Raw genomic sequence first — 12,360 nt, forward strand, 5'->3', positions numbered from 1 at the left:
GGGCCCTCTTGCGATGCCCGCGCAAACTACTGCGGTCTTACGACACTTTTGCGACGGCCTCGGCGGCGGTCGGGCCGGCCATCATGCGACCTGGGGCGCCACCGGCAGGTAGACGCTGAAGGTGCTGCCCTCCCCCTCGGCGCTTTCGACCACCAGACCGCCGCGGTGCCGGTTGACCACGTGCTTGACGATGGCCAGGCCCAGGCCCGTGCCGCCGCTGCGCTGGCCCTCGACGCGGTAGAAGCGTTCGGAGAGGCGCGGAAGATGCTGACGCGCGATCCCCGGACCGGCGTCGGTGACCCGCACCACCACATAGGCCTGTCCGTCCCCGCCATCCGGCGACAGCAGCGACAGGCCCACCCCGGGCCGACTGGGCGCCCGGGCGGCCTCGGAACTGGCGACGAGCTGGAGGTCGATCCTCACCTGGCCGCCCTTGGGCGTGTACTTGATCGCGTTGTCGACGAGATTCTGGATGACCTGAACGAGCTGGTCGCGATCGCCCGTGACGGACGGCGGCGGGGGTTCGGCGCGGATCGTGACGCCGACGCCCCGCTCCTCGGTGAGAGGGCGCAACGCGTCGGATACGTCCTGGACCGTACGCGCGATGTCGACCTTGCCCGACGGCGCGATGTGCTCGTTGAGTTCGATCCGGCTCAACGAGAGCAGATCGTCCACGAGGCGAGCCATCCGCGTCGCCTGCTGGGCCATGATGCCCAGGAACTTGTCGCGCGCCTGGGCATCGTCCTTGGCGTGCGTGCGCAACGTCTCCACGAAGCCGGCCAGGGAGGCCAGCGGCGTGCGCAACTCGTGGCTGGCGTTGGCCAGGAAGTCGGCGCGCATCCGCTCGGTGCGCCGGGCGTCGGTTTCGTCGCGCAGAACCACCACGAGGCGCTGGCGGCCGTCGGGCTCGCGGTCCAGCGGCTTGGCGAAGGCGCGCCAGAACCGGGGTTGAACGCCGATCGTCTCGAACGCCACCTCGGCCGCCTCGGCGGTGGCCAGCGCCTCCTCGATCGCCTCCAGGACCTCGGGCCGGCGCAGCGCCGCGCCCAGCGGAGCCCCGGTCAGGTCGATACGGAAGATCTCCCGCGCGGCCTGGTTGCCATAGGCGATCTCGGGCGGCTCGCCCTCGCCGCCCCGCACCAGAATGACCGGTTCGGGCAACAGCTCCAGGATGAGCTGCGCGGCGTCGCCCGCGCCGGCGCGCTCGATCACCTCGGGATTCATCCGCCCACCGGCACGCCGAGCTGCCGGGCGGCCGCCCTGAGGGCCTCCTGGTCGGCGGGAGAGCCGGCGAACGCCTGGCGCGCCGCCCGGTAGTCCGCGGCGGCCTGGTCCGCCTGGCCCAGGACCATGCGCGCGCGCAGGAGGCGCTCCCAGCCCGCCCGGTCGCGGGGGTTCTGTTTCAGGCGTTCGGCGAGGCCGGCGACCATGCCCTCGATCATCACCGACCGGTCGCCGTCGCTCAGCGACTGCGCCTCGGCGACCTGCTCGGCCGTAGGCCCTCGCGGCGCCGCGGCCATTCCGGAACCGCCCTCGGTCGCCGGCGCGGCCGGCAGGCGGCCGGCGATATCGACACCCCGGTCGGCGGCGACCTTCTCGATGAAGGCCCGCACCTCGGGCGCCCAGGGCGCGCCCGGCGGCGCCGAACGCAGGAGCGCAATCCAGTCGTTCATGGCGCCGGCCTGGTCGCCGCGCTGATCCTTGCCGACGGCGAGGTAGTAGCGGGCCCTGGGGTCGGCGGCGTCGATCCTCAGGGTCTTGCGGAAGATGGCTTCCGCCGCGGGGGTGACCTGTCCTTCGGCGGCCAGCACCGTGGCCTCGCCCTGGGCCGACAGATAGTCGGCGTTGGCCGGGTCAAGGGCGGCCGCGCGGCCGTAGGCCTCGGCCGCCTCGGCGTTGCGGCCCGTCTGGAGATACGACCAGCCCAGCATCCGCCAGCCCTCGGCGTTGTCCGGACGCTGGCGCATCTGGGTCTCGAGCTGGGCGATCATGGCCGCGACGTCGCCCTGGGGATGGCCGTCCGCCGAGGTTCCCCCGCCCGCCGCGCCGCTCCCCTGGGCCGTGGCGGGCGACGCCGGCACGTCGGGACGGCCGATCGCCAGGTAGAGCCCGGTTCCCGCCAGGGTCACCACCGCCACGATCCCCAGCGCCACGATGAGCAGCGTGCGCTCGGGCAGCGGCCGGGCCTCGGCCTCCCGCTGGCGCCCCTCCGCCAGGACACGGCGCTTGAGGTCGGTCTTCAGTGCATCGGCCTCGGGTTCGGGGATCGCGCCGGCCCGAGCCTGGGCTTCGATCTCGCCGAGTTGGTCCTTGAGCACGGTGACCGCGTCGGCCCGCGTCTGGCGGGCGGCGTCGCGGCGGCGGAACAGAGGGATGGCGAGCCCCACGGCGGCCAGGACCGTCATCAGGGTCAGGATCATCCAAAGCATCAACGCGCCCTATCCGAGTTCAACACCTCGGCCACCTCGGCCTCTTCTTCGGCGGTCAGCCCCGTCGCCGCGGCCGGCCGGCGGCTGCGGATGTAGAGCGCCGCCCCGACGCCGCCCAGGATCAGGACGGCCAGCGGCCCGAACCACAGCGCCACGGTGTCGGCGCGAAGTGGCGGCCGAAGCTGCACGAAGCTGCCGTAGCGGGCCACGATGAAGTCGATCGCCTGCTCGTCCGTGTCGCCCGCGGCGATGCGCTCGCGCAGGATCAGGCGCAGGTCTCGTGCGAGGGCCGCGTCGGAATCGTCGATCGACTGGTTCTGGCAGACGACGCAGCGCAGCTCCTTTCCCAGGGTCAGCGCGCGGGCTTCCTGAGCGGGATCGGCGAGTTGCTCGTCGGGCTTGACGGCCAGCGCCGGCCCGGCGGCCAGTACGAACGCGAGGGTCAGGCCGGCGGTCAGGCGTCTCACGGCTCCCTCCTGAGATCTTCCATCATCGGCCGCAGCTTGCGTTCCCAGACGTCGGGGGTGACGGCCCCCACATGGCGATAGCGCACGCGCCCCTGCTTATCGATGACAAAGGTCTCGGGCACGCCGGCGACGCCCAGCTCGATCCCGACGCGTCCGGCCGGGTCGCTGCCCACGCGGATATAGGGATCGCCGTTCTCCTGAAGCCAGCGATAGCCGGCCTCGGCGTCTTCCTTCCAGTCCAGGCCGTGGATCGGCACGCCCTCGGCGCGCAGGCGCATGAAGACCGGGTGCTCGACCCGGCACGGGCCGCACCACGAGGCGAAGACGTTCAGGAGCACCGGATCGCCGCCGTTCAGGTCGGCGCGGGACAGGCCCACGTCGCCAGGGCGTACGGCCGGCGCCGCGAACTCGGGCAGAGTCTTGCCGATGAAGACCGACGGCAGCGACCGCGGGTCGCGCCCCAGACCCAGGAAGAACACCACCAGCAGGACGCCGAAGACGGCGACCGGCGCCAGGAACAGGAGACGCTTCATTCGGCAGGCAGGGGTTGCGGGGCGGCTGGAAGCGGCGCGCGCACGGCGGCGCCGACACGCAGGCGCCGGTCGCTGAGCGAAACCAAGCCCCCGATCGACATGGCGAAGCCGCCGATCCAGATCCAGACGATCAGCGGATGGCTCCACATCCGCACGACGATCCCGCCGGGCGATTCTTCGCCGATCGAGACGTAGAAGTTGCCGGTGAACCCGACGCGGATGGCGGCCTCGGTGGTCTGGGACTGGGCCGAGGGATAGAAGCGCCGTTCACTGCGGAACCGGTAGGGGCCGAAGCGGTCCTCCACCGAGAAGCGGGCCTGACGCGCCTCGTAGTTGGGGCCCCGTACGGTCTCCAGGGCGATCATGGTGAGGCTGCGGCCGGCGAACTCGATGGTCTGGCCGGGCCGCATGTTGAGCACCTTCTCGCTGTCCCAGGCGGTGGTTCCCGTGACGCCGATCACCAGCATTCCGAGACCGGCGTGTGCGATGACCAGACCCACGACGGCGCGCGGCGTGGTGAGGATCGAGCGGACAAGGTAGGCGCGCCCCGCCCACCACCGGCGGACCAGGACGGCCAGCGAGCCGAACAGCAGCCAGGCTCCAAGCGCGATGCCGCCGGCGGCCAGGAGGTGGTCCAGCCCGCCCAGCGCCACGGCCAGGATCAGGGCCACGCCCGCGAGGATCGCCGGGATGCGGACGCGCTGGAGCACCCGCTTCGCCTCGTCGCGCTTCCAGTTCAGCATCGGGCCGAACACCACCAGCATCATCAGCGGAACGGCCAGCGGCGCGAAGGTGCGGTTGTAATAGGGCGGCCCCACCGAGATCTTGTCGCCGTTCAGCATCTCGATGAACACCGGACTGAACGTGCCAAGGAACACGGTGGCGGTGAGCGCGGTGAGGAAGAGGTTGTTCAGGGTGACCCCACCTTCCCGCGAAACGGGCTGGAACAGCGCGCCCGCACGCAGCGCCGGCGCCCGCCAGGCGTAGAGCGCGAGCGAAACGCCCGTCGTCGCCGCCAGTATTCCGAGGATGTACACGCCCCGCTGCGGGTCCACGGCGAAGGCGTGGACGCTGGTGAGAATGCCCGAGCGGACCAGGAAGGTGCCCACGAGACTGAGAGAGAAGGTGAGAATCGCCAGGAGGATGGTCCAGCTCGCCAGCGCCCCGCGACGCTCGAGCACCAGGGCCGAATGCAACAGCGCCGTGCCCAGCAGCCAGGGCATCAGCGACGCGTTCTCCACGGGGTCCCAGAACCACCAGCCGCCCCAGCCGAGCTCGTAGTAGGCCCAGCCGCTGCCCAATGTGATGCCCGCGGTGAGCGGCGCCCAGGCCGCCAGCACCCAGGGCCGGATCCAGCGCGCCCAGGCCGCGTCCACGCGCCCCTCCAGCAGGGCCGCGACGGCGAAGCAGAAGGCCACCGAGAAGCCGACGTAGCCGAGGTAGAGCAGCGGGGGATGCAGGACGAGCCCCGGGTCCTGGAGCAGCGGATTGAGCTCGGTCCCCTCCACCGGAGCCGGCGAAAGACGCAGGAAGGGGTTCGAGGTGAAGATCAGGAAGCTGAGGAAGGCCAGACCCAGGACGCCCTGGACGCCCAGGACCCGGGCCTGGAGTGTTTCGCGCAGCGTCCCGCCGAACCCGGCGACGCCGGCGCCGTAGATGGCGAGAATCAGCACCCAGAGGAGCATCGAACCTTCGTGGCTGCCCCAACTGGCCGCAATGCGATACGCCAGGGGCTGGGTGGTGTGGCTGTGCTGCGCCACCAGCGCCATCGAGAAGTCGCACGTGACGTAGCCGTGGATCAGGCAGGCGAAGGCGACCGAAACGAAAACGCCCTGCAGGATCGCCGCCTGGCGGCCGACCGCCATCAGGACACCGTCGCCACGGTGGGCGCCGTAGAGCGGAGCGACCGTCTGAACCGCAGACAGGAGCAATGCGAGAATCAGTGCGAACTGACCGACTTCCGCCGACATGGACTTTGTGCTCCCCTCCGACCTGCGGTGCGTGGTAGCGCGTTCGGCATAGATCGGAAATGCTACAGTGCTAGAGCAGAAGGGGCCAAAGCTAGTCGGGGCTTGAGGGGGTGCGGCCGCAGGGCCGGAGTGCTGGGGGCGTTTGGGCGATGTCGGAACTCTACAAGGTCGCGATCATAGGATCCGGTCCGGCGGGCATGAGCGCGGCTGCGCATGCGGCGCGGAAGGGCCTGTCCCACGTCCTGCTGGAAAAGACCGACCACCTGTCGGACACGATCTTCCGCTACCAGAAGGGCAAGCACGTGATGGCGACGCCCGCCGTCCTGGTGCTGCGCGCCGATTGCCAGTTCGAGGCCGGCAAGCGCGAGAAGATCCTCGACCAGTGGAACACCGACGTGAAGGCCGCCGGCGTGAACGTGAAGTTCAACGCCGAGGTCAAGGCGATCACCGGCGAAAAAGGCGCCTTCACGATCGAGCTGACGCGCGGCGAGCCCATCCGCGCCGAGAACATCGTTCTGGCCATCGGCACCCAGGGCAACCCGAATCGCATGCGCTGCGAAGGCGCCAACCTGCCCCACGTGCAGTACCAGCTCGACGACCCCGGTGAGTACACCGACGAACACATCACGGTGATCGGCGGCGGGGACGCCGGCATCGAGAACGCCATGGGCCTGATCGCCGACGCGGGCCAGAACAACAGCGTCACGCTCCTGAACCGCGGCGCCGACTTCCCGACCGCCAAGAAGCCGAACGTCGACGGATTGCTGGCGGCGCGCGACGCCGGCCGCATCAAGGTGATGGCCGAGACCCAGGCCGCGCTGATCGAGGACGGCTGGCTCACGGTCGACACGCCCCAGGGCCAGACGCGCTATCGCTGCGACCGGATCATCGCCCGGATGGGCGCCGCCCCGCCCCGCGCCTTCATCGAAAGCTGCGGGATCACCTTCGCCAGCCCCGACCGCACGGCCTTCCCGATCCTCTCGCCGACCTTCGAGAGCACCAAGCCCGGCATCTATGTGATCGGCGCCCTGGCCGGCTACCCGCTGATCAAGCACTGCATGAACCAGGGCTACGACGTCGTCGAATTCATCAGCGGCAACACCGCCCTGGAACCCGCCGACGAACCGCTGCTGGTCGCCAAGCTGAAGGCCCTGCCCGGTTCGCGCAGCGTGTCCGACTGGCTCGAGTTCCTCCGGAGCCGCGTCGAGATCCTGAACGGCCTGTCGCCGCTCCAGATGCGCGAGTTCCTGTTGGACAGCGAAGTCCGGGCCTACCGGCCGGGCGACGCCGTCTTCATCCGCAACGAGCAGGGGTCGTCGCTGTTCGGGATCGCCGACGGCTCGGTGAAGGTCGAGGTCGATCCGTCCAACCCCAACATCACGGTGCCGATCGGCGAAGGCTCGATCTTCGGCGAGGTCGGCCTGATCTCGGGCCGCAAGCGCGGGGCCACGATCCGCGCCGCCGAGCCGACCATCTGCGTCGAAATCCCCCGCATGGCCGCCCTAAAGCTGATGAGCCAGGTGCCGCAGGCCCGCGAGACGGTGAACCGGATCACCACCGAACGTCAGGTGCTGCAGATCTTCAAGTCGGGCCTCACGCCGGCCGACATCCAGGAGGTCCTGGCCACGTCGGAGGTGATCGAGGTCCGCCCCGGCGAACCGATCATCAAGGAAGGCGATATCTCGGACGACCTCTACATCATCCGCTCGGGCTCGATGATCGTGGAGAAGGACCTGGGCGGGAAACCGGTCTTCATGTCGTACGTGCCCGCCGGCTCGTACTCGGGCGAGATGGCGATGATCGAGCGGGCGCCGCGGGTGGCGACCGTGAAGGCGGCGATCCGCTCGACGGTGGTCAAGCTGCCGGCGGACCCCTTCCGCCGCCTTCTCTCGCGGAAGCCCGAGCTGGCCAAGCGCATGTACGACGAGATGCGCGCCCGCAAGGAGGTCAACGAGTTCATCGAAAGCCAGAAGGAGCAGTTCGGCGGCGCCGTCGACATGTACTCCTCGGTGGCGAACTTCCTGATCAAGCAGGGCATCGGCGAGGCCACCGACGTGCTGCTGATCGACGAGAGTCTGTGCGTCGGCTGCGACAACTGCGAGCGGGCCTGCGCCGACAGCCACGACGGCCTTTCGCGGCTCAACCGCGAGGCCGGCACCACCTTCGCCAACATCCACGTGCCCACCTCGTGCCGCCACTGCGAGCATCCGCACTGCATGAGCGACTGCCCGCCCAACGCGATCCGGCGCGGCCCGGACGGCGAAGTGTTCATCAACGAGACCTGCATCGGATGCGGCAACTGCCAGCGCGCCTGTCCCTACGGCGTGATCCAGATGGACAAGCCGCCCCCGAAGAAGCCGCCGCTCTGGGAGTGGATGCTGTTCGGCAAGGGGCCGGGGCCGGGCCAGCCCTCCTACGAGTGGCGCAAGAAGGCCGCCAAGGCCGAGGGCGGCGAGAGTCCGAAGCTGGCCATCAAGTGCGACATGTGCTCGGGCAAGGCCGGGGGGCCGGCCTGTGTGCGGGCCTGTCCCACGGGCGCGGCGATCCGGGTCTCTCCCGACGCGTTCCTGTCGGTCGCCCGGATCGAGAAGGTGACCTAAGGGCGTGAGTCAGGTCGGGGGACATACAGAGCGCGTCAGGCACCGGACCCACGAGGGGTTCCTGCGTCATCGCAGCTTCTTCTGGGCGCAGGTGGCGACGGCGCTCTGCGTCGTCGTGGTCGGGGTCTATTTCTTCGTCGCGCGCGACCTGGCCGAGCCGCCCAACGGCGGAAGCTGGCTGGGCTATCTTCTGGGCACGATGAGCGCCGGCCTGATCGTCTGGCTGGCCTGCCTGGGCGTCCGCAAGCGTGTGATCACCGCGGGCCACTACTCGCTCAAGGCGTGGGTGTCGGCGCATGTCTATCTGGGCCTGTCGCTCACCATCCTGGCCACGCTGCACACCGGCTTCCAGTTCGGGTGGAACATCCACACCCTGGCCTATGTGCTGATGATGGCGGTCATCGTCTCGGGCGCGCTGGGCGTCTGGGCCTACGCCACCCTGCCCCAGCGCCTGCACGGCAACCGCGGCGAAACCACTCGCCGCCAGATGCTGGATACGATCGGCAGCCTGGACGCCCAGCTTCACGAGGCGGCCCAGCCGCTCGACCGGGCGGCCGCCGACGTCGTGCGCCTTTCGATCGAACAGACCGACCTGGGCGGCAGCTTCTGGAAGCGTCTGACCCAGAGCTACGGCGATTGCGCGAACCGGCGCGCGCTGGCGCGGCTGCGCGCCCTGCCCGCCCCCGGCAGCGCCGTCCAGGCCGAAGCCCTGACCAAGGTGGAAAGCCTGATGCAGCAGAAGGCGGACGCGCTCTCGCTCGCCCGCCGCCAGATGGGCATCACCGCGCTTCTCGAAGCGTGGCTGTTCGTGCACATCCCCGCCACCTTCGCCCTGCTGGCGGCGCTGATCGCGCACATCGTCAGCGTCTTTGCGTACTGGTGACATGGCTCAGGCGTTCCACCTCAGGCTGATCACCGAGCGCGCCGGCGGCGGCGATCCCATCATTCGCGAGCGGGACGTCGCCGGCCCCGAGGCCGGCATCGGCCGGGCCCCGGACAACGACGTGATTCTCGCCGACCTCGCCGTCGACCTGAAGCACGCCCGCATGCGTTTCGCCGGCGACGGCCGCGTCGTGCTGGAGACCGTCAGCGGCGCGCCGTTCACCGTGGACGGCCGCTCGACCCAGCGCGCGGAAATCGACCTAGCCCGCGGCCCGGTGGCGGGTTTCGGCTCGTATCGCCTCGCGTTCGAAACGGCGGAGGACGGGGCCACCGTCACCGTCACCCGCGAGGACGACGATCATCACCCCGCGCCCAGCGTCTTCTCGCTCCAGGCCAGGGTCTTCAACCGGCGCAACATGGCCTGGGTGCTGGGCTCGACCATCGCCCTGATCTGTCTGCTGGTCCCGCTGTTTTTGTCGGGCGTGCTCGCGCCGCGGATCCATCCGGACCAGCAGTGGTCGTCCGGTCCGCTCAGCAAGGCGCACGCCTTCCTCGAGACCGACTGCAAGGCCTGTCACGTCAAGAACTTCCAGGCCGTCCGCGACGACGCCTGCCAGAGCTGCCACGGCGCCGGCGATGCGGCGCCGAAGTCATTGGCCCGCGCCAGGGAGGCCGGGAGTCCGTTCGAACCCCTCCTGGCTTCGGACCACGCCCCGAGAGACAAGCTGGAGGCGGCGACGCCCCTGCCCGCCAGCCTGGGCGGCAAGGTCTCCACCCTGGTCCAGCGGGCGGTGGGCCACCCCACCGACCGCTGCGCGAGCTGCCACATCGAGCACACGAAGGCGGGGCCCGTTCCAGGCTCGACGCCCGAAGCTCCGATGGATCACAAGCCGCGCCTCGTCGTGGTGCAAGACTGCGCGAGCTGCCACAGCCAGCTCAAGATGCGGTTGAAGACCACCGAACTGGTCGACACCCCGAACTGGGAAAAGCACGCCACCTTCAAGGCGATGGTGGTGACGTCCGCCGGACCGAAGCCCACGTTCCAGCGGATCGCGCTGAACACGGCGCCGCAGGAACGCAACGGCCTCACCTTCCCGCACGATCTGCACCTGCAACCGCTGGGCGGCGTGGCGCGGCAGGCCATCGTCCTGGGCAAGAACAAAGGCTACGGCGCCGCGCTCGAATGCGCCTCCTGCCACCGGCCCGACGCCGGCGGTACGGGCTTCCAGCCGATCGAGATGGAGCGCGACTGCGGCTCGTGCCACAGCCTGGCCTACGCCCGGGGCTCGGACGGCCGCCTGCTGGAACTGCCGCACGGCGAGCTTCAGAAGGTGGTCGACACCCTGGCCGGTCGCAGGCTGACCGGAGGGGCCGGCAGCAACCGCCAGCGCCCCGGGACCATCCGGCCGGAAGCGTTCTCGGCCACGGGCGCCAGCGCCTATCGCGCCACCTTCTCGCGCGGGGGCGCCTGCTACGACTGCCATACCGTCGCCTGGGAAGGTGATACGGTCCGCATGGCGCCGGTCAGTCTGACCCAGCGCTATCTGCCGCGCGGCGGCTTCGACCACAGCGTGCCGGAACACGGCGGGCCCGGCCAGGCGAAGGCCGGCGGCTTCGAATGCGCCGACTGCCACAAGGCCCAGACGTCTGCGAGGTCGGGCGACGTCCTGATCCCCGATCTCAAGTCGTGCGCGACCTGCCACGGCCAGACGACCGCGCAGATCGCCGCGGCCGACGACGCCGACTGCACCACGTGCCACAGCTTCCATGCGCCGGGCCAGGCGACGCCCAAACCGGGTCATCCGCCCCTGGAGACCCTGCGATGGACACAGCAGGTGGCGCGTCTGGGCGACTGACGGCGACCTGTCGCGAAGGGAACGACCGATACAAAGAAGAACGCCGCCAAGGTTTCCCCAGGCGGCGTTCGCGATCCGACCGAGGTCGGCGATTCAGGCTTGGCTACACCACGCCGTAGGCCAGCATGGCGTCGGCCACCTTCTTGAAGCCGGCGATGTTGGCGCCCTTCACATAGTCGACGCCGCCGCCGGGCTTGGTTCCGTACTCGACGCAGCGGTCGTGGATGCCCTTCATGATGTCGACCAGCAGGCGCTGGAGTTCCTCTTCCTTCCAGGAAATGCGCGCCGAGTTCTGGCTCATCTCCAGGCCCGAGACCGCCACGCCGCCGGCGTTGGCCGCCTTGCCGGGCGCGAAGAGGATGCCCGCCGCCTTGAACTTGTGAACGCCATCCAGGTTGGTCGGCATGTTGGCGCCTTCCGACACCGCGATGCACCCGTTGGCCAGGAGCACGTCGGCGTCGGGGCCGAGAAGTTCGTTCTGGGTCGCACAGGGCAGCGCCAGGTCGCACTTCACGCCCCAGGGCGTCTTGCCGGCATGGAACTCCGCGCCCTTGAAGGCTGCGGCGTACTCGCTGATCCGTCCCCGGCGCTTGTTCTTGAGGTCCTTGACCCAGTCGATCTTCTCCTGCGTCAGGCCTTCGGGATCGTAGATGAAGCCCTCGGAATCTGAGAGCGTCAGCACCTTGCCGCCCAGGGCCGTGCACTTCTCGGCGGCGTGAGTGGCCACGTTGCCCGATCCCGAGATCACGACGGTGTGCCCGGCGATGTCCTTCCCCTGGGTCTGGAGCATGTTCCGAAGGAAGTAGGTGGCGCCGTAGCCGGTCGCCTCGGTGCGGATCAGGCTGCCGCCGTACTCCAGCCCCTTGCCGGTCAGGACGCCGGTGAAGTGGTTGGTGATGCGCTTGTACTGGCCGAACATGTAGCCGATCTCGCGGCCGCCCACGCCGATGTCGCCGGCCGGCACGTCCACGTCGGCGCCCACATGCCGGTAAAGTTCGACCATGAGGCTCTGGCAGAAGCGCATGACCTCGTTGTCGGACTTGCCCTTCGGATTGAAGTTCGACCCGCCCTTGCCGCCGCCCATAGGCAGGCCGGTCAGGGCGTTCTTGAAGGTCTGCTCGAACGCCAGGAACTTCAGCACGCTCTCGGTCACCGAGGGGTGGAACCGGATGCCGCCCTTGTAGGGGCCGATCGCGTTGTTGTTCTGGACGCGCCACGCCCGCTGGACGCGGATGTTGCCCTTGTCGTCCTCCCAGCACACGCGGAAGCTGATGACCCGGTCGGGTTCGGCGATCCGGCGCAGGATCTGGGCCTTGTGGTACTGTTCCTTGTCCTGGATGAAGTCGAAGATGTCCTCGGCCACTTCCTGGACCGCCTGGACGAACTCGGGCTGCCCCGGATTTCGCCGCTTCACCCCTTCGATGAAGCCGCCCAGATCAACGTGATCGCTTACCGCCATTTCGTGTCCCCCAATTGTCGGATGTCAGGCCACGAGCTCGCCTGTCGGGCGAAACCTTAGCCGCGAAAACGTTACGGACTAGGTACAATCGCGGACGCAATTGAGGTTGCGCGCTTTCGCCCTTCACAACGCGCCGGAATTTGCGACAACTCTCCCGTGGGATG

At 69.4% G+C, this 12,360-nt stretch carries 9 protein-coding genes; 3 read left to right on the top strand and 6 right to left on the bottom strand.

The window, feature by feature from the left end:
• Window positions 1-81: 81 nt before the first annotated feature.
• From ABS78_RS01415 to ABS78_RS01435, 5 genes are read right to left on the bottom strand one after another with little or no spacing between them, the layout of a single operon-like run.
• The gene (locus tag ABS78_RS01415) at window positions 82-1,212 is read right to left on the bottom strand and encodes an ATP-binding protein (protein ID WP_293374140.1); all 1,131 of its coding nucleotides are present in this window, start codon (window positions 1,210-1,212) and stop codon (window positions 82-84) included.
• 8 nt (window positions 1,213-1,220) lie between these two features.
• Entirely contained in the window at window positions 1,221-2,429 is a 1,209-nt protein-coding gene (gene ccmI, locus ABS78_RS01420) for a c-type cytochrome biogenesis protein CcmI (RefSeq protein ID WP_293374142.1), read from the bottom strand.
• The gene (locus tag ABS78_RS01425) at window positions 2,429-2,896 is read right to left on the bottom strand and encodes a cytochrome c-type biogenesis protein (protein WP_293374143.1); all 468 of its coding nucleotides are present in this window, start codon (window positions 2,894-2,896) and stop codon (window positions 2,429-2,431) included. The genes ccmI and ABS78_RS01425 overlap by 1 nt, the downstream gene beginning before the upstream one ends.
• Entirely contained in the window at window positions 2,893-3,429 is a 537-nt protein-coding gene (locus ABS78_RS01430) for a DsbE family thiol:disulfide interchange protein (RefSeq protein ID WP_293374145.1), read from the bottom strand. The genes ABS78_RS01425 and ABS78_RS01430 overlap by 4 nt, the downstream gene beginning before the upstream one ends.
• Entirely contained in the window at window positions 3,426-5,399 is a 1,974-nt protein-coding gene (locus ABS78_RS01435) for a heme lyase CcmF/NrfE family subunit (RefSeq protein WP_293374147.1), read from the bottom strand. The genes ABS78_RS01430 and ABS78_RS01435 overlap by 4 nt, the downstream gene beginning before the upstream one ends.
• A 149-nt stretch (window positions 5,400-5,548) precedes the next feature.
• On the opposite strand from ABS78_RS01435, the gene ABS78_RS01440 reads away from it, so the two are divergent.
• The 3 genes from ABS78_RS01440 to ABS78_RS01450 are packed head-to-tail and all read left to right on the top strand — an operon-like array spanning window position 5,549 to window position 10,737.
• Entirely contained in the window at window positions 5,549-7,999 is a 2,451-nt protein-coding gene (locus ABS78_RS01440; protein WP_293374149.1) for an NAD(P)-binding domain-containing protein, read from the top strand.
• A gap of 4 nt (window positions 8,000-8,003) precedes the next feature.
• Window positions 8,004-8,882, top strand: coding sequence for a hypothetical protein (locus ABS78_RS01445; RefSeq protein ID WP_293374150.1), 879 nt, complete (start codon window positions 8,004-8,006; stop codon window positions 8,880-8,882).
• 1 nt (window position 8,883) lies between these two features.
• Window positions 8,884-10,737: a cytochrome c3 family protein gene (locus ABS78_RS01450; protein ID WP_293374152.1), complete on the top strand. Its 1,854-nt coding sequence runs from the start codon at window positions 8,884-8,886 to the stop codon at window positions 10,735-10,737.
• Between the two features lie 103 nt (window positions 10,738-10,840).
• Here the strand turns inward: ABS78_RS01450 and gdhA are convergent, their stop codons facing one another.
• On the bottom strand, window positions 10,841-12,196 hold the full coding sequence (gene gdhA / locus ABS78_RS01455) for an NADP-specific glutamate dehydrogenase (RefSeq protein ID WP_293374154.1): 1,356 nt from the start codon (window positions 12,194-12,196) through the stop codon (window positions 10,841-10,843).
• Window positions 12,197-12,360: the final 164 nt, after the last annotated feature.

It is taken from the genome of Phenylobacterium sp. SCN 70-31 (assembly GCF_001724605.1).
Taxonomy (GTDB): domain Bacteria; phylum Pseudomonadota; class Alphaproteobacteria; order Caulobacterales; family Caulobacteraceae; genus Phenylobacterium.

What these genes read in the sequence shown, in the direction of transcription:
- ccmI (WP_293374142.1), bottom strand. Translation starts at nt 2,429, where the DNA reads ATGCTTTGGATGATCCTGACCCTGATGACGGTCCTGGCCGCCGTGGGG.
- ABS78_RS01430 (WP_293374145.1), bottom strand. Translation starts at nt 3,429, where the DNA reads ATGAAGCGTCTCCTGTTCCTGGCGCCGGTCGCCGTCTTCGGCGTCCTG.
- ABS78_RS01435 (WP_293374147.1), bottom strand. Translation starts at nt 5,399, where the DNA reads ATGTCGGCGGAAGTCGGTCAGTTCGCACTGATTCTCGCATTGCTCCTG.
- ABS78_RS01440 (WP_293374149.1), top strand. Translation starts at nt 5,549, where the DNA reads ATGTCGGAACTCTACAAGGTCGCGATCATAGGATCCGGTCCGGCGGGC.
- ABS78_RS01450 (WP_293374152.1), top strand. Translation starts at nt 8,884, where the DNA reads ATGGCTCAGGCGTTCCACCTCAGGCTGATCACCGAGCGCGCCGGCGGC.
- gdhA (WP_293374154.1), bottom strand. Translation starts at nt 12,196, where the DNA reads ATGGCGGTAAGCGATCACGTTGATCTGGGCGGCTTCATCGAAGGGGTG.